Source organism: Paraburkholderia sp. J7 (genome assembly GCF_905220155.1).
Lineage (GTDB): Bacteria > Pseudomonadota > Gammaproteobacteria > Burkholderiales > Burkholderiaceae > Paraburkholderia.
In genome coordinates this window covers 435163-452093 of record NZ_CAJMYZ010000001.1, presented here as the reverse complement: position 1 = coordinate 452093, position 16931 = coordinate 435163, and the positions used below count along the sequence as shown (strand labels likewise).

Below are 16931 nucleotides of genomic sequence, written 5' to 3'. Positions count from 1 at the left end.
GCCCCATTTATTGACGCTGCGTAATGCCGCTCGTTTCGATCTCGACGCGACGGTTCTTCGCGCGGCCCTCAGGCGTGGCGTTCGACGCGACCGGCTTCGCGAAGCCGTAGCCGTGCACTTCGTACTGGCTCGCGTGCAGGCCGTGCGACTGCAGATAGTTGCGCACCGTCTGCGCGCGGCGCAGCGAGAGGCGGTCGTTATAAGCCTTCGAGCCGACCGAGTCGGTGTAGCCGCTGATCACGATTGCGCCGATGTTCACGTTGCTGCTTTCCTGGATGAACTGGTCGAGCGTCTGCTTGCCGCCGGGCAGCAGATCGGCCTTGTCGAACGCGAAGTTGGCGTCGGCATTGAGCGTGATCGTGCGCGGCTGGACCTGCGGAGCCGGAGGCGGCGTTTCGACGACCGGCGCTGGCGGCGGGGCCGGCGGCTGCGGCGTCTGACAGATGAACGTGATTTCGCGCGGATCGTCTTCCGGCTTGAACCCGGCAGCGGCGCGGTCCACCGACGAGACGCGCAGCGGCGTCTTGGTGCCGCAGACCTCGTTGACCTTCGCCATGCAGGTCTTGGAGCTTTCGAGCAAGCCGAGACACTGCACGCGGTACGCCTGCGAGCCGTTGGCCAGGGTGACGACGTCGAGATTGTGGGTGGGACCTGAGGCGGTAGTGCAGCCTGCGGCGGCGACGATTACGGCAGCCGCGGCACTGGTGGACAGAAGGCGCAGTTTCATTGTCGATTCGAGTTGTGGATAAGGATGAACGGCCCAGACCACGCAGGCCGAAGCCAGCCCAAGATACGGGCTCCCCAATCCCTCGCTCAATCAGACGATGCCTAAATCGGCAATAGAGGTCCTTCGAAAGTCGTTATGCACGAGTCGTCGCTCTGAGCGCGCGCCAGTGCTACCTGAACCTGGCGCGCCCCGAGTCTTTTGCGGCGATCAAACCAAAGGTCAATGCGCAGAAGTCAATACGCGCTCGAAGCCGGCTCGGCCACCGCCGCGCCAGTCACGCCGGCCGTGTCGCCGCCTGCGCCGGTGGTCGAGTCGCCGGGAATGGGCGCATCGACGCCCGTGCGCACGTACTGCTTGAACGCCGCGCCCGCCGACCACGGGTTGGGCTTGCAGCCGAGCGAGCTGTCGCAGTGCGCGGCGAAGCCGATCGTGGCCGTGCCGTCGGGGTTGGCCGACTTCGTGATTTCATAGGCGAGCAGGCGCCGGCCGCCGCCCGGGCCCGAGGTCTGGATCAGCGTGTCGGTCACGGTCTGCACTTCGTACTTCGAATGACTGCGCACCCAGCCCTCTGCGCGTTGCCACCAGAGATCGCATTCCGCCTTGTTCGAGCAGGTGAGCGGCGCGGTCGCGATCTGCATGACGTCGGGATCGACCTGCCCGCGCGACGCGCAGGCCGCAGCCGTTGCGCACAGCAGGATCGCAAGCATTCGTTTCATGGTGTGGATTCCTCCCGGAGTGAGCCGCGTAGCGCGCGGCCCGTGCATTTTTGGTGTTTTCGGTTTCACTCGCCCGGCGCGCCCGTCGTCCGCGCAGCCCGGTAACGCGGCGCCTACCCTGGTTGGACCGCATCTGCACGCTGGTGTTGCGAGCAAATGCGGTGCCCGGGGCAAACTTCGAGGGGATGTGTGCGCCGCAATGGCGCACTGGCTTGCCGCTCGAACGCGGCCTGGACGCTCTACTCAGACGCTGAAGCGATTGAGCGTATATGCGCGATACGCGGCGACGAACGCGTCGAACGATCCGACTTCGTCGCGCTCGAGTTGCGCCTGCTCTGCGAGCGATTCGCTCGCGAGCGTTTCGAACTCAGCCGTGACCGCCGTGTCGAGCGGACGCGCGAGAAATTGCGCGGCGTGGCGCTCGCTTTGTGCGAGTGCGAATTGCAGGAAGGACTGCTTGTTATCGCGCATGGTTTGCAGCACGCGCGCCGAAGGCGTGAGCGACGGGTCGGCCAGCTTCACGCGTTGTGCCGCGAGCGAGCGCGTATGCTCGTCGCTGCCGTGCGCCGCGTCGAGCACGGCGGCTGCGTGGCCGATTTTCTCGAACAGCTCCTGCGCCCACTCGTGCAGCGAGACGTCCTTGTTCTCGCGCTTGAGCGCGAGACCCGGGCGGCGCCCTTCTTTCGTTACGAGGCCAAAGTTTTCATTCGATTCGGCGTAAGCGTCGGCAGGCAGGAGCGGGCTTTCGTCCAGTGCGCACGCGAGCAGGTAGGCGTCGAGAAACCGTGCGGTTTCGAGTGAAATGCCGATGGGTTCGAACGGATCGATGTCCATACAGCGTACCTCGACGTACTGCACGCCACGCGCGGCGAGCGCATGCAGCGGCCGCTCGCCCGGATGCGTTACGCGCTTGGGCCGAATCGTCGAGTAGAACTCGTTCTCGATCTGCAGCACGTTCGTGTTGATCTGCACCCATTCGCCGTCGCGATGCGTGCCGATCGCCTCGTAAGGCGGATACGGCTGGCTCACGGCTTGCGCGAGCGCGTCGAGATAGCCTGCCAGCGTGTCGTAGTCGGCGCGCAAAGCGGACTGGGCGGTCGTGTTCGAGTAGCCGAGATCGCTCATGCGCAGGCTCGTTGCGTACGGCAGATAGAGCGTGTCGGCGTCGAACGCTTCGAGCTTGTGCTCGCGGCCGCGCAGGAAGCGCGCGTCGAGCGCGGGCGAAGCGCCGAACAGATACATGAGCAGCCAGTTCGTGCGGCGGAAATTGCGGATCAGCGCGAGGTAGCGCTCGGACTGATAGTCGGTGAGCGACGCCGTGGACTGATGATGCGCGTGCAGCACGCGCCACACTTCATCGCTCAGCGAATAGTTGTAGTGGATGCCGGCGATGCACTGCATGGTGCGGCCGTAGCGCAGCGCAAGACCCATGCGATACACGTACTTCAGGCGGCCGATATTCGAGCTGCCGTAGCGCGCGATGGGAATGCCGTCGTCGGTGTCGGGCAAGAGGCCCGGCATCGATTCGTTCCAGAGCATTTCGCCATCACGCGCGAGTACGGCGTAGACGTAGCGGTGCAGCTCGTCGAGCTTCGCGAGCGTGATCGACGCATCGGTCTCGGCAGGCGTAATGATCTCGATCAACGCTTCCGAATAGTCGGTGGTCAGCGACGGATGCGTGAGCGCCGAACCGAGCGCCGCGGCGTGCGGCGTCATGGCGAGGCGGCCGTCGCGCGTCACGCGCAGGCTTTCCTTCTCGATGCCGCGCAGACCGCGCGTGAGCGCGCCGCGATGTGGCCCGTCGCCCAGCACGGAAAGGCGCTGTGCGAGAACGTCGTTCGTGCGTGTTGAGATCGTGTCTGACATTGAGGCAAGTCGGGCTCGGGCCGGCTGCGCGGTGCTGCGAGCGCTCGCCGGCCGGGATTCTTTTCGGTAGCGGGCACTTTAACATCTCGCCGAAAGACCTGCTTGGGCCTGCCTCGGTTGGGGTTTTGGCCCGCCGGCACGCGCTTCCCCGGGGGCGGCGCCCGGTCCCTTGCCCTTCCTTGCTTCGCCCTAGCCGCCGCGCGCCGCGCCCGCTCGATCGGCGATTTCGTTCCACAAATGCATGGCGGCGTACGCGCGCCAGGGGCGCCATGTGTCCGTGCGGGTGCGCTGTTGGGTCGCGCGCACGAGCGCCGGATCGCGCGCCGCGATGGCCTGCATCAGCACGAGATCGGTCGCGGGCCACGCGTTCGCATCGCGCCACGCGCGCATTGCGACGTATTCCACGGTCCACGGCCCGATGCCAGGCAACGCGAGCAGTGCGGCGCGCATCGCGTCGAGATCGGCGGCCTCTGGCGCGATAGTGTCGATTTGTCTGTTTTGGCGCTTGCTACGCGGCTTTTCCTGATCTTTTTCTGCTTTTTCTGCGTAGGCGCGTTCGATTTGCACCGCACCGCTCGCCACGGCCTGCGCGAAGCCCTGCAGCGCGGCCACGCGCTTGCCCGGCATGCCGATGCCCGCAAGATCGGCGGCGGCGAGCGCAGCGGGCGTGGGAAAGCGCCACGCTGTGCGCGCGTGCGCGTGGCCGTCGATGCGCTTGCCCACGCGCTCGACGAGGCGCCCGACAATGGTCGTGGCCGCTTTCACGCTGACTTGCTGCCCGACGATCGCGCGCACCACGAGTTCGAAGCCCGACCACGCACCGGGTACGCGAAGCCCCGGCACGGCCGCGACGAGCGGCGCAAGCCATGGATCGCAGCTCAGATGCGCGGCGACTGCGGCAGGATCGGCGTGCACGTCGAACATGCGTGAGAGCGGCGCGGCGAGTGCCGCCGCGTGCGCGCTGACGGGCCCATCGACCTGCACGACGAGGCAATGCTTGCGCGCGTGACGGCGCACGGCGAGCGTGCCGCTCGCGCCGTTGAAGTCGATCGCGCGCAGCCACGCGCCGTCCTCCACCGCTTCGACGCCCGGCGTCGCGCGGCCGCTGAAAAAGCGCAGAACACGCTGCCAGTCATAGGGCGCGCGAAACGGCAGTTCGAGTGTGGCGCTCTGTGTCTGCGACTCGGTTTGTGCTTCGGGTTGTGGGGCGATGACACTCAAGCAGCGGTCTCCGGTGTTTTGGCGCGGTTCGAGGTCGAACGGTTGTCTTTCGCGCTTTTTGTTGATCGCGTGGTTCCCTGCGATGCACGGATCTCGCCGGCGCGCGATTCAGCGTCGATCAGCGCCGCCTTGCGCTCGAGCCCCCAGCGATAACCCGCGAGCGAGCCGCCCTTCTGCACGACGCGATGGCACGGAATCGCCAGCGCCACCGGATTCGACGCGCACGCGCTCGCCACGGCCCGCACCGCGCGCGGTGCACCGAGCGTTTCGGCGATCTGCGTGTAGCTGCGCGTCTCGCCGTAGGGAATGCGCTGGAGCGCGTCCCACACGCGCTGCTGGAACGCCGTCGCGGCAATGTCGAGCGGCAGATCGAAACGCTCGCGCCGGCCATGCAGATACGCGTCGATCTGCGCGGCGAACGGCGCGACCGCGGCCTTGTCCTCAATGCACAGCGCGTTCGCGAAATCGGCCGTGAGCGCGCCGGTGAGCGTCGTGGCATCGTCGCCGAACGCAATCCGGCAAATGCCCTTTGCCGTTGCCGCGATCAGCACGAAGCCGATCGGCGTGGGCGTGGCGGCGTAGTGAATCGTCAATCCCGCGCCCTTGCGGCGATACGCGGAAGGCGCCATGCCCAGCTCGCCCGGCACGCTGTGATAGAGCCGCGACGACGAGCCGAAGCCGGCGTCGGCGCTCGCGCGCGTGACGTCGGCGCCCTCGCCCAGCGCGTCGCGCAGCACGGCCCCGCGGCGCGCCGCCTGATATTGGCGTGGCGAAACGCCCAGCACGCGCTTGAAGAGGCGCTGCAGGTGAAATGGGCTCAGATGCACGGCTTCGCCCAACTGCGCGAGCGTGAGCCGTTCTTGCGGGTCGGCGTCGAGCGCCGCACAGGCGCGCCGCACGATTTCCAGCTCGCGCGGCAGGCCGCCCGGGCGGCAGCGCTTGCATTCGCGATAGCCGGCGGCGCGTGCGTCGTCGGCCTCGACGAAGAATTCGATGTTTTCGCGCCGCGGCAGCCGCGACGCGCACGACGGGCGACAGAACACGCCGGTCGTGCGCACGGCGTAGAAGAATGCGCCGTCGGCGCGGGCGTCGCGCGACGTGACGGCTTGCCAGCGGTCGGCGTCGTTCGTCCACTCGTGCGCTGGCGTGTCCTTGGCTTTTGCAGGTTTCATCGCTGGTTTCATTTCAGGGACGGCGCTCATTTGAGGGCTCCTCGTGGTGCCTGTCTGTATGCCCTCACTCTAGCTTCGCGTACGGACGATAGCGCGCCGGATCTTGCGCTGTCATTGCGGTCGGCATGGGCCATGAGCGTGCCCTTGCCGGGTACTTATCTGGCACTTTTATGGCCTTCGGTGAATCCCTGGTGGCGCGTTGCCGATTCCCGTGCGACAAAATAGCAACTTTGCGGGTTTTCCCTTAAAAAGTTGTTGCGTCGCGTCAGCCGACTCGGTATAGTGGTTCCTGTCTCCTCCATGTCTCCTCCTGATATGGATTAAGCCCGCTCACAGCAGCGGGCTTTTTTTCGTCCAGCGTTTCTCTCCCCCACCCGCTATTCTCCGCCGATTGCCGTTCGCGAGGCCCGCTGCCATGCGCGCATTCTGCGCAGCCCTGCGTCCACAGGTTCATCATGGAAGCCCTGCACCACCCCGAGGACGCCATGCGGATCAAGATTCGTGAGATCGACCACGTCGTCATTCGAACAGCCGATCTGGCCGCCATGACGCGTTTCTATTGCGAAGTGCTCGGTTGTGAGCCGGAGCGTGAGCAGCGCGATCTCGGGCTCACGCAGTTGCGCGCAGGACGCTCGCTCATCGATCTCGTGACGATCGGCGGTCCGCTCGACCGGGGCGCCGGCGCGCCGCCTGCTGGCGCAAACGGCAACATGGATCATCTCTGTTTGCGTGTGGAGCCGTTCGATGCCGAGGCGCTCACGTCACATCTGACGCAGCATGGTGCGCGCCCCGGCAATGCCGTCGAGCGCTATGGGGCGGAAGGTTTGGGGCCGTCGCTGTATCTGTTCGACCCGGAAGGCAACATGGTGGAACTCAAGGGGCCGCCGCACGCCTGAACGCGCGCGCAGCCGACCGTCAGACGTTTTCGGGGGCCTTGAACACGCTCCATTCGACCGCCACGGGCTCGGCGCTCGTATTGCCGATCCAGGCCGCGCCGTCCTGCACCGTGCATTGCAGGCGCATGGTGCGCTCGGCCAGCGCGCCAAGCGACGCGGCAACGCCCTCGCCCAGCGACCAGACCGTGACGTTGCGCAGGCGCTCGACCTTGTTGCGCACGCCTTGCCACCAGATGTCGGAGGTCCGCCCGCCGTAGGCGATCACGATGACCTCGTCCGCGCGGCCGCTCGCCTTGGCAATACGGCGTTCGTCGGGCTGGCCCACCTCGATCCACGTTTCGATCGCGCCCGTGTAGTCCTTGCACCAGAGGTCGGGCTCGTCCGTATCGGAGAGTCCCTTGCAGAATTCGAGCCGCTCGCTCGCAAAGAGCGCAAACGCGGCGATGCGGACCATCATGCGATCGTCGGTTTCGGAAGGATGGCGCGCGATCGTGAGCGCATGGTCGGCGTAATAGTGCCGGTCCATGTCCGCGATCTGCAGTTCTGCCTTGTAGATGGTTGATTTGAGTGCCATACCGAATTCCGGGCGCGCGAAAGCCGCACATGATAGCGAAGTTTCAAGCAAGCGACGTGCCGGTCGAGTCGACATGCAGCGTGTGTCGATCGCGACGACGCAATGCGGATGGTCTGAGGAGAACGTGACGGGGGTTTGACAGCGGCGCGCGACGCGTTGGATCCGGTCACGGCAGCGTGCCCGTCAATCACGATGGCCCGGCGCACGTGCGTCGGGCCATCTTGCGAGGGGCGCGTTGACACTTCACGAATATCGTCCGGGTGCGACTCGCACGCTTCGCGGGTGAGTGCAATCTCCGGCAGATGGGGATGCGAGCTTATTGCTTGATGAAGCGGTCGCTGGTCCAGAGACCTTGCTCATCGGCGTTCGCCGCGTTGACGAATTCGACGTCATGACCCACCACCTGTACGACGCGGAACGACTGGTTGTCGGGCGTGGACAGACACTGGAATCCTGTGAAGTACTCCTGCATCTGCTGACGCTCGCCGGCCTGCTCGTGCTGCGCGACGGCGTCGAGCTTGTCCTTCGAGAGGCAGCCATAGGAACCCGGCTTGAGCTGCACCGTTTGCTGCGGCTTCACGCCGACATCCTGAGCCTGAACCGCAAAGGCGCAAGCAAAGCTGGCCGCCACGACGGCGATACCGGATAGCATTTTCATGTTTGCCTCCTGCGGAAATTTAGTCAGGTTAGCTATGTATTTAACTCTCATGCCGGACCCGCGTCTTTAAACATAGAAAACGGTTGAAAGACTGCAAGACCGACTTGTGTGCGCTTGCAACAGGCGTGGATGCTTGCAGCATGAAGTCGAGCGGCGCGATGGCATTCGGCTCGCCGCCAAAGGGCGTCAAGCTGCACTCCGAAGCGTTGATTACAAGGCACCGTGCCTTATCCAACAAGCCGCAGCTGGTTATAGCCGGAATAGGACAATCGAACCGGCTTTGATTTAAGCGGTTTAGTAGACGCTTGAATGCGTAATGACGCGGCGCACCTAAAGTCACCTGAGCGCCAATTGCTAGCGGGCGCATTAATGGATTGGCGATAGAATAAAATCGATGCCAGGGCGCGCCTGAAGCTACCAAAAAAAGGTCGCACGCCCTGCTTGCGTACCGCAAAAGTTCGTGGATAAATCGGGCTTCCCAACGGAGGAACCTCCATGACTTTCGCTCACTGGCTGCCGTTCGCGATTGCGTCGGCCATTCTCGTTGCCATTCCCGGCCCCACCGTGCTGCTGGTCGTTTCCTACGCGCTCGGCCACGGCCGACGCTACGCGCTCGCCACCACGGCTGGCGTTGCGCTCGGCGACTTCACGGCGATGACCGCGTCCATGCTCGGGCTTGGCGTGGTCCTGGCGGCCTCCGCCACGCTGTTCTCGGTGCTGAAATGGGTGGGCGCGGCCTATCTGATCTACCTCGGCGCGAAGCTCTGGCGCGCGCCGGTTGGCGAAGGCGCCGCGCCGGACACGTCGGAGACGCGCACTGGCCGCATCTTCGCGCACGCGTATGCGGTCACCGCGCTCAACCCGAAGAGCATCATTTTCTTCGTCGCCTTCGTGCCGCAGTTCATCGACCCGCATGCGGCCATGACGCCGCAGATCGTCGTGTTCGAGGCCACGTTCCTCGTGCTCGCAACGCTCAACGCCGTCTTCTACGCACTGCTCGCAGCGGCCGCGCGCAAGGTCGTGCGCAGCCCGCGCGTGCAGCGCGCGATCAATCGCACCGGCGGCACGCTGCTCATCGGCGCTGGGCTCTTTGCCGCCGCGTGGAGAAAGTCGGCGGCATAACGGCCTCCTTTTTTGGCGCGATTGCGGCCGTGACGCGGGCCACGTTTCGAGGCCCGCGAACCGGGCACGCGGGCTGCTCAGGCTGGCTTGTGATGGTTGGCGAACATTGTTTTGCGCGCTGGATGTGCAAACTGTCGCGTCCCGGCTACAATGCAGTTGCAAACCGCTTGACAACCAGGAGGTTATCGTGATCGAACACGTAATACTGGGCGCGTTTCTGGTGATTCCCCTCGTCATTGTCGTCTTCCTGTTTTCCGACGAAATCCTCGAGGAGCATCGACAGCGCGTGGAAGCGGGCGACGGACACCATATGGACTGGCGTCATCCGTTGCGCAGCCTTTTGCATCACTGAGCGGGCGTACGCATCGCGCGGATGAACGCGCCGAAGCCTATGGGTGGCACTCGTGGAATTCGAGTTCTCCTGGATGGCGTACTTCGTCGCATTGTTCGTGCTGATGGTGCTATCCATCGCGCTCACCCTTCTCTGTCCGTCTGCCGGGCAGCGCGGTAACACGCCGCGCTCGCACGAGGCAGACGCGCACGACGGCGAGCACGCACGCTGACGGGACTCGCTCCCGGCCAGCGCGCGCTGCCAGGCCGCATCTTCCCGTAATTCGTCGTTACCACTTGCTGCACCTGTATCCGGCAATCGGGCTGACAATCGGCCGCATGTTTTCAAAGGTTCTCAGGGAGAACGACATGCGAAAGATGGCAGCCGTTTTGGTGCTGGCGGGGTGTGCGGTGGCGGCGGGCCCCGCGAGCGCGCACGATCACGGCGGTGATGTGGTGGGTGCGCTGGTGGGCGGTGCGTTGATTGGCGCCGCGGTCGGCGCCGTGCTGAACAGCGGCCCGGCGGTGGTGTACCCGGCTCAGCCGGCCTATGTGCAGCCCGCGCCGGTGTATGCGCAGCCAGCGCCGGTCTATGCCGCCGCCCCGGCGGGTGCTGCATGCTACGACCAGTATTCGGGCCGCTATGTGCCCTGCGCGCCGGCGCAGCCCGCGCCGCCTCCGCCACAATACGACGACGGCTACGCGCAGTCCGGCTATGGACAACAGCCGGTTTATGCGCAGCCCGGCGGCGGCTGGTAATTCAGGCAGCGGCGCGCGTACCAAGGCGCGCCGCGCTTCACGCGAGTCATTCCTTGCGCTTAGCCTGTTTGCTCGACTGGCGTCACCCTCAGGTCAAGCCGCTGCGTCAAGCGGATCACACCGATATCCACGGCGCGATCAATGCGCGAAACGTCGAAGAGACGCTGCAGCGTGTCGATGCCGTCCACGGGCAGGCCGTCGATCGTCACGATCGTGTCGTCCACGCGCAAGCCGCCGAGCGCAGCGGGACTGCCCTTGACGATCTCCATCACCCGCACGCCGGTAGTTGCGCTCAGGTCGAAATAGCGCTGCACCCTGCGCGCGATCGGCACCGTGGTGCCGGCAATGCCGATATAGGCCCGGCGCACCCGGCCGTGCGCGAAGAGCTGCGTGATGACCCACTTTGCCGTGTCGATGGCCGTGGCGAAGCAAATGGCCTGCGCACCCGGAATGATCGCCGTATTCACGCCAATCACCTGACCCGCCGAATTGATCAGCGGTCCGCCCGAGTTGCCCGGATTGAGCGCGGCATCGGTCTGGATCACGTCGTAGATCATGCGGCCGGACTCGGAGCGTAGCGAGCGGCCGAGCGCCGACACGACGCCCGTCGTCACCGTTTGCGCGAGGCCCAGCGGGCTGCCCACGGCGATGGCGATCTGTCCGACGCGCAGGCCCGCCGAATCGCCCAGCTGCGCGTGCGGCAGCGCCTCTGGCGCGCCGATGCGCAACACGGCGAGGTCTGTGCTCGGGTCGTCGCCGACCAGGTCTGCACTCTGCGTCGAGCCGTCCGCGAGTGTGACGCTGAGCTTGCTTGCTCCGTGCACCACGTGGCTATTCGTCAGCAAGTAGCCGTCCGGGGTGAACAGGAAGCCCGAGCCGCTTCCGCCGCGTGCGGGCGCTTGGCCCGAAGCGCGCCGCTCGACAGCAATGTGCGCGACGGCCGGCTGCACGCGCTCCAGCGCGCCGATCACAGTGCGCGAATAGGCGTCGAGGAGCGCGCCGTCGTCGATGCCCGCACGCTGGCTCGCGCCGTCGGGAGGGACGCCGCGAGCCAGATCGTCAATGAAGGAAGGTCGTCTGCCCACGATTCTCAATCTCCGAAAAAGTGGGCTGTACATGCAGGGGGCGCGTGGCGTTTTCAAGAGCGCGAGCCGGACCCGTCAAAAGGTTAAGGATTGTTAAATCGGGGCGCAAACCGTTGCTGCGCAAGGGGCAGGCCGCGAGAATGGTGAGGCGGCGACAACCCCTCGGCGCCGCGTAGGATGCCTAATGGCAAGCTCTTGACCGCGGCCCCTGCCGCGGTCTTTTTTGTGCCTGCCGTCCCGGAAAAGAAAAAAGCCCGCTTGCGCGGGCTAATCCATGCTCGGGTGACATGGCGAGGTTAAGCGGGGCGAAGCAAAGTCGTGAACCGGCGAGTCATGCGGCCAGCGCCTCTCGCGCCTTCGTGCCGAAGGCAGCCTGGCGCGTTTCGAGCTCGAGCATGAGCGCGTCGACTGTACGGAACTGGGATGGCGTGATCTGGGCGAGGTCGAGCAGCGCGGAGAGGCGCTCGTACCAGTAATCGAATGAAAAGACGGCCGGTGTCGTGCCAGCGGATAACGAGGGCGCCATTGCGCGCGTGATGTGCGCGATCTCGTCGTCGATGAATCTCATGGTTGCCCCCGTGTGCCGGCCCAGCGTCTTGTAAAAGCGTGTCTCGCCACTTTAGTTCGGCGGTGGCGCGTGTACAGCTATCACATCGGATAGGTCAAGTTCAAAGGTCAGACATCAACCTTTCAAGGGCCTTGTTATGGTCCCCTTAATGTCGCCAGCCGTGGCCGTAATAGCCGCCCACGCCAACCCCGATATCCACCGAAGGCGCCGCATAGTAGCCCGGCGCATAACCGTAGCCATAAGCTGGCGCAGGCGCGTACGCGTATGGCGGCGCCACCACACAACCCGTGAGGCCAGCCGACAAGGCAACCAGAGCCATTGCGCAGAAGAGTGTTTTCATAGTCGTTCTCCTATGGCACCGATTGTCGACGAGCCGCGCCGGGGCAATGGTTTGGAAAAGCAACGATGTGTGTCTACAAATTACAGCCGCCCGCAATGGACGCTGTGGTTTGATGGGGGAAGAGAGTCGTGTTAGCGAGCGGAAGAGACGGGGCGCGCCCGCTAAAGAATCGACTGCTAGTGAATTGATAAATGAATCGCACTACGAATTAAATGACGTTGCAGTTAACTCGTAGTGCGCAACGGAGAAGCTGAACAAGCATTGCTTTTGAGCGCGTCGCCAGGTTGGCTTGGGGGACGGCGGAAAAAGCGCCCAGGCCGTGAGGCCCGAGCGAAGCCGTCGAGTCAACGACGGCGGAGGTATTCATTCAGGTATGCGAAGCGATTGCCGTGGTTCATGGCAAGCGTTTTAGCGATTTTGCCGTGTTACGGATGGTTATACATTGCGTTCCAGTCGGACTTGGGCACCGCCGGGCGGCCCGCATCCGAGTTGCCTGCTGCCGCGCCGCCATAGCCGCTCGTTGCGCCGTTCGCGGCGGCCACCTTGGCTTCGGCGGCGAGAAGGTCGTCGGGGTAGTGCGGGTCGGCCCCTGCGCCCGGACGCCAGCCTGCCTTCTCGAGCTGCACGAGCTCGGCGCGCACCTGGGCGCGGGTAATTGACGCATTCGATTGCGCGAACGACGCCACCGGCACGACGAGGGCAACGGCAACGGCTACGGTCTGGATCAGGGACTTCATGCTAACTACCTCCTTTGGCTTTTGGTTCGGCGCGACAACATGTCTGCATCCGATGAGCGAAAGTCTAGGAGGATTGCCGCCGAGGGTTAACCCTCGTGCTTCGAAGGGATTGTTCCAGGCGGCGGAAGAATGGGTGGGGCGCGATGCGGGGTTACTTCCCGATACAAAACCGGCTGAAGATCACACCCAGCAGGTCATCGGACGTGAATTCACCAGTGATCGAATTCAGCGACTCCTGCGCGAGGCGCAGCTCTTCGGCGAACAGATCGAGCAATTGCGAATTCTGGTCGGCGTGCGCCGCGGCATGGGCGAGATGCTCGCGCGCAGCGCGCAGCGCGATGAGATGCCGCTCGCGTGCGAGATAGACGCTCTGCGCGTCCGCCTGCCAGCCTGCAATGCGCAGCAGCTCCGCGCGCAGCAGCCCGATACCGTCGCCCTGTTTCGCCGAAAGACGCAACTCGCAGACTTCACTACCGCTAACTGCGCGACGCATCGCCACTTCGGGCGCCACGCCCGTCAGGTCGGTCTTGTTGAGCACGCGGACGACCGGCACACCGGCAGGAAAGCGCGCGGCGATCGCCTCGTCTTCGGCGTTCATGCCCGTGCGCGCATCGAGCAGATGCAGCACCACATCCGCGCGGCCGATTTCGCTCCACGTGCGCTCGATGCCGATCTTCTCGACCTCGTCCTCGGTGTCGCGCAAACCTGCCGTATCGATCACATGCAGCGGAATGCCTTCGACCTGGATGGTTTGGGAAATCTTGTCGCGCGTCGTGCCGGCAACGGGCGTCACGATCGCGAGCTCTGCACCTGCCAGCGCGTTCAGCAGCGACGACTTGCCCACGTTGGGCTGTCCCGCGAGCACGACGGAAAGTCCTTCGCGCAGCAAAGCACCTTGGCGCGCCTCGGAGAGCACGTGGTCGAGTTGCGCGCGAATGCGCGCGAGCTTGCCGCGCGCGTCTGCAGCCTCGAGGAAGTCGATCTCCTCTTCGGGGAAGTCGAGCGTCGCCTCAACGAGCATGCGCAACGTGACGACGTCGTCCACCAGCGCGTGGATGTCACGCGAGAATGCGCCGTCGAGCGAGCGGCCGGCCGAGCGCGCTGCCGCTTCCGTACTCGCCTCGATCAGGTCGGCCACGGCTTCCGCCTGGGCCAGATCGAGTTTGTCGTTGAGGAACGCGCGCCGCGTGAATTCGCCAGGCTCGGCCAGGCGTAGTCCGAACTCGCGGCCGGCTTCGATACAGCGCTGCAAAACGAGCTGCAGCACGATCGGACCGCCGTGCCCCTGCAGTTCCAGCACGTGCTCGCCGGTGTACGAATGCGGCGCGGGAAAGGACAACGCGATACCGCGGTCGAGCACGGTGCCGGTCCCGTCGAGGAAAGGCACGTAGCTCGCGTGGCGCGCGACCAGGTTCTGGCCGGTGAGTGCCTGTATCAACGCAGCGGTCGCCGCCGCCCCGGCGCGACCGGCCGAAACGCGCACGACGCCGATCCCGCCACGTCCGGGCGCAGTTGCAATGGCGACGATGGGATCGGAATCGGTGGCGAGCATGATGGACGTGGACCGTGGGGCTGGGCTGGAATCTGGATTGAGTGCGGGGACCGATTACGGCCGCATGCGCACTCTCAAAGCGCGAGGCATTGTAACGCGCCAGACAAAGCGCTTTCCGGCTGGGCAGCTAGCCGAGACTTCTCTGTTTTTATCTTAAATTAGATAAGATTGATCTCAACAAATTCTGTCAGAATTTGGATAGTTTGAGCGGAAGAAGCCACCAATGCCATGCGCATAAGGGAATTTACGGGGATCTCGACCGAAATCATAAGGCCGTCAGAAGCAGGCGAATTATCCCCTAATTACGCTAAATATAGCCTAAATGGTTGTCATCTTCGCTGATTTCGGGCTGCACAATCTGGCCCATGCCGACATCCGACGAAAAAGCCGCCTTTGCCGAACGTCTCAAGTTCGCCATGAAGCGCGCGCCCGAAAAACTGCGCGGCAGTACCGACCTGGCGAACCGGTTCAACCTGCGCCATCACGGCGAGCATCCGGTTTCGCCGCAAACCGCTCACAAGTGGCTCAGCGGCCGCACGATTCCCACGCACGACAAGCTGGAGACGCTGGCGAAATGGTTCGACGTGGATATCCACTGGCTGCACTACGGTCCGCCGGGCAACTCGGGTTCGACCGTGCCGCGGCCCCGCAAGCCTGACGACAAATATCCGGTTTCCGAGGAAACGCTCGAACTGGCCTCGAAGATCGAGTCGCTCAGCGCCCATCACCGCTATCTCGTGCAGGAGCTGGTCGCCCAATTTTATGGCGACGCGGAGAAGAACTAACGCGCGAGCACGAACGCTGCGCTTTGCGGCGTCAAGGAAACGGCAATCCACTCAAGCAAAAAGCCGTCCGGTTCACACCGGACGGCTTTTTTTCGAGCCTTGATTCAAGTGGCGGCGTCACCGCCGCCACTGCACTCAGGCTGCCTTCTTCTTGTTTTTGCCCATCATGCGCGTGATGTAGTACTGCTGCGCGATCGAGAGCACGTTGTTCACGACGTAGTACAGCACGAGGCCCGCCGGGAAGAAGAAGAACATGACCGAGAACGCGATCGGCATGAACATCATCATCTTGGCCTGGACAGGGTCCGGCGGCGTCGGGTTCAGCTTCGTCTGCACGAACATCGAGACGGCCATCAGCACCGGCAGGATGAAGAACGGGTCTTGCTGCGAAAGGTCGTGAATCCAGAGAATCCACGGCGCGCCGCGCATTTCCACCGACGAGAGCAGCACCCAGTACAGCGAGATGAACACCGGAATCTGGATCACCACCGGCAGACAGCCGCCGAACGGATTCACCTTCTCGGTCTTGTAGAGCTCCATGAGCGCCGCGTTCATCTTCTGCGGGTCGCTCTTGAAGCGCTCGCGCAGCGCCTGCATGCGCGGCGTGATCTCCTTCATGCGCGCCATCGACTTGTAGCTGGCGGCGGAGAGCGGGAAGAACACGGCCTTGATGAGCAGCGTGAGCAGCACGATCGACCAGCCCCAGTTGCCCACGTAGCCGTGGATCTTCTCGAGCAGCCAGAAGAGCGGCTTGGCGATGATCGTCACCCAGCCGTAGTCCTTCACGAGTTCCAGACCCGGCGCGATACCTTCGAGCATGCGCTCTTCCTGCGGACCCGCGAAGAGGCGCGCCTGCACGTTGTCCGTCGCACCCGGAGCGATCGTACCGAGCGGCTGCTTCACACCCACGCGGTAGAGCGAGTTGTCGAACTTCTCGACGTAGATGCTGCGCTTTGCGCCTTGCTGCGGAATCCACGCGGTCGCGAAGTAGTGCTGCACCATCGCGATCCAGCCGTTGTCGGCCTGGGTCACGAAGTCCGCCTTGTTCTTGTCGATGTCGCCGAACGTGATCTTCTGGAAGTGATGCTCGTTCGAGTACACCGCCGGGCCGATGAAGGTGTGCGAGAAGCGCGGCGTTTCGACCGGCTCGCTGTCACGCACGATTTCCATGTAAAGCGTCGGCGAAACGGGCGCGCCGCTCACGTTCTGCACCTTCCAGTCCACGCCGATCACGTAGCTGCCGCGCGTGAACGTGTAGGTCTTGGTGACCTTCACGCCGCCTTTCTCGGGCGACTGAAGCGCGATCTGGAAGGTGTTGGCGTCGCCGGTCAGCTCGCGCGGGCCATCGACTGCCGTGAACACGTCGTTGTGGTTCGGGAAGTCGCCGCCGAGCAAGCCCGTGCGTGCAAGGTAGGTGTGGTCGTTCGTGTGGTCGAACAGCGTGATGTACTGGTCCGGACCCTTGCCGTCGGCGCTTTCCTTCACGAGCGACAGCTTCACGAGCGAACCGCCGCGCGTGTCGATCACGCCGTCGTAGACGTCGGTGCGGAAGTGGACGAGCTGGGCTGCGGCCGCAGCCGGCTGGGCGGTGTTCGTCGGCGCCTGGCCCTCGGCGGCAGCGGCCGCCGGCAGGTCGGACGCCCCGTTGGCGGCGCTAGCGGGCGCGGGGCCGCCGGCGGCGGTTTGCGTCTGCGTTTGCGTCGCGTTCGGGAAGAACATCGACTGGCGTCCATGGTCGCGCTGCCAGTTGTCGTACAGCATGACAGCTGACATGAAGAAGATGACCCATAGGACGGTGCGTTTGATATCCATGCGTTGTCTCA

19 protein-coding genes are annotated in these 16931 nt (G+C 64.4%); 6 read left to right on the top strand and 13 right to left on the bottom strand.

What is annotated here, in order from left to right; all coding sequences use genetic code 11:
* Positions 1-7: 7 nt before the first annotated feature.
* The 5 genes from U5A58_RS02040 to ada form a co-directional block, all read right to left on the bottom strand.
* Positions 8-727 (bottom strand): OmpA family protein, encoded by a 720-nt coding sequence (locus tag U5A58_RS02040; protein ID WP_321907247.1) that lies wholly within the window; start codon positions 725-727, stop codon positions 8-10.
* 233 nt (positions 728-960) lie between these two features.
* Entirely contained in the window at positions 961-1443 is a 483-nt protein-coding gene (locus U5A58_RS02035) for a hypothetical protein (protein WP_321960101.1), read from the bottom strand.
* Between the two features lie 243 nt (positions 1444-1686).
* The gene (gshA, locus tag U5A58_RS02030; RefSeq protein WP_321960100.1) at positions 1687-3309 is read right to left on the bottom strand and encodes a glutamate--cysteine ligase; all 1623 of its coding nucleotides are present in this window, start codon (positions 3307-3309) and stop codon (positions 1687-1689) included.
* 189 nt (positions 3310-3498) lie between these two features.
* Positions 3499-4521: a DNA-3-methyladenine glycosylase family protein gene (locus tag U5A58_RS02025; RefSeq protein WP_321960236.1), complete on the bottom strand. Its 1023-nt coding sequence runs from the start codon at positions 4519-4521 to the stop codon at positions 3499-3501.
* A gap of 5 nt (positions 4522-4526) precedes the next feature.
* Positions 4527-5702, bottom strand: coding sequence for a bifunctional DNA-binding transcriptional regulator/O6-methylguanine-DNA methyltransferase Ada (gene ada, locus U5A58_RS02020; protein ID WP_321960099.1), 1176 nt, complete (start codon positions 5700-5702; stop codon positions 4527-4529).
* A gap of 485 nt (positions 5703-6187) precedes the next feature.
* Here ada and U5A58_RS02015 point away from each other — a divergent pair, with 485 nt between their 5' ends.
* Positions 6188-6598, top strand: a complete 411-nt coding sequence (locus U5A58_RS02015; RefSeq protein ID WP_321960235.1) for a VOC family protein — start codon at positions 6188-6190, stop codon at positions 6596-6598.
* 19 nt (positions 6599-6617) lie between these two features.
* Here U5A58_RS02015 and U5A58_RS02010 read toward each other — a convergent pair whose 3' ends face one another.
* Together U5A58_RS02010 and sap1 are read right to left on the bottom strand one after the other, a co-directional pair.
* On the bottom strand, positions 6618-7172 hold the full coding sequence (locus tag U5A58_RS02010; RefSeq protein ID WP_321960098.1) for a YaeQ family protein: 555 nt from the start codon (positions 7170-7172) through the stop codon (positions 6618-6620).
* A gap of 316 nt (positions 7173-7488) precedes the next feature.
* Positions 7489-7830 carry a surface attachment protein Sap1 gene (gene sap1, locus U5A58_RS02005; protein ID WP_321960097.1) on the bottom strand — a complete coding sequence of 114 codons (342 nt, stop codon included), beginning with the start codon at positions 7828-7830 and terminating at the stop codon, positions 7489-7491.
* Between the two features lie 495 nt (positions 7831-8325).
* Between sap1 and U5A58_RS02000 the strand changes: the two genes are divergently transcribed.
* The 4 genes from U5A58_RS02000 (at position 8326) to U5A58_RS01985 (ending at position 10041) form a co-directional block, all read left to right on the top strand.
* Positions 8326-8952, top strand: a complete 627-nt coding sequence (locus tag U5A58_RS02000) for a LysE family translocator (RefSeq protein ID WP_321960096.1) — start codon at positions 8326-8328, stop codon at positions 8950-8952.
* Between the two features lie 187 nt (positions 8953-9139).
* A complete protein-coding gene (locus U5A58_RS01995; RefSeq protein ID WP_176732878.1) occupies positions 9140-9304 on the top strand; it encodes a hypothetical protein in 165 nt (54 codons plus the stop codon).
* 43 nt (positions 9305-9347) lie between these two features.
* Positions 9348-9515 carry a hypothetical protein gene (locus U5A58_RS01990; protein WP_321960095.1) on the top strand — a complete coding sequence of 56 codons (168 nt, stop codon included), beginning with the start codon at positions 9348-9350 and terminating at the stop codon, positions 9513-9515.
* A gap of 136 nt (positions 9516-9651) precedes the next feature.
* A complete protein-coding gene (locus tag U5A58_RS01985) occupies positions 9652-10041 on the top strand; it encodes an ecotin precursor (protein WP_321960094.1) in 390 nt (129 codons plus the stop codon).
* 59 nt (positions 10042-10100) lie between these two features.
* Here U5A58_RS01985 and U5A58_RS01980 read toward each other — a convergent pair whose 3' ends face one another.
* The 5 genes from U5A58_RS01980 to mnmE form a co-directional block, all read right to left on the bottom strand.
* Entirely contained in the window at positions 10101-11126 is a 1026-nt protein-coding gene (locus tag U5A58_RS01980; protein ID WP_321960093.1) for a S1C family serine protease, read from the bottom strand.
* A 331-nt stretch (positions 11127-11457) separates the two neighbouring features.
* A complete protein-coding gene (locus U5A58_RS01975; RefSeq protein WP_321907264.1) occupies positions 11458-11694 on the bottom strand; it encodes a hypothetical protein in 237 nt (78 codons plus the stop codon).
* 145 nt (positions 11695-11839) lie between these two features.
* Positions 11840-12034 carry a hypothetical protein gene (locus U5A58_RS01970; protein WP_321946768.1) on the bottom strand — a complete coding sequence of 65 codons (195 nt, stop codon included), beginning with the start codon at positions 12032-12034 and terminating at the stop codon, positions 11840-11842.
* A 425-nt stretch (positions 12035-12459) separates the two neighbouring features.
* Entirely contained in the window at positions 12460-12771 is a 312-nt protein-coding gene (locus tag U5A58_RS01965; RefSeq protein ID WP_321960092.1) for a DUF4148 domain-containing protein, read from the bottom strand.
* Positions 12772-12922: 151 nt separating this feature from the next.
* Positions 12923-14323 (bottom strand): tRNA uridine-5-carboxymethylaminomethyl(34) synthesis GTPase MnmE, encoded by a 1401-nt coding sequence (gene mnmE, locus U5A58_RS01960; protein ID WP_321960091.1) that lies wholly within the window; start codon positions 14321-14323, stop codon positions 12923-12925.
* Positions 14324-14688: 365 nt separating this feature from the next.
* Here mnmE and U5A58_RS01955 point away from each other — a divergent pair, with 365 nt between their 5' ends.
* Positions 14689-15108, top strand: a complete 420-nt coding sequence (locus tag U5A58_RS01955; RefSeq protein ID WP_321907272.1) for a transcriptional regulator — start codon at positions 14689-14691, stop codon at positions 15106-15108.
* Between the two features lie 135 nt (positions 15109-15243).
* Here U5A58_RS01955 and yidC read toward each other — a convergent pair whose 3' ends face one another.
* Positions 15244-16920, bottom strand: a complete 1677-nt coding sequence (yidC, locus tag U5A58_RS01950; protein WP_321960090.1) for a membrane protein insertase YidC — start codon at positions 16918-16920, stop codon at positions 15244-15246.
* Positions 16921-16931 lie beyond the last annotated feature (11 nt).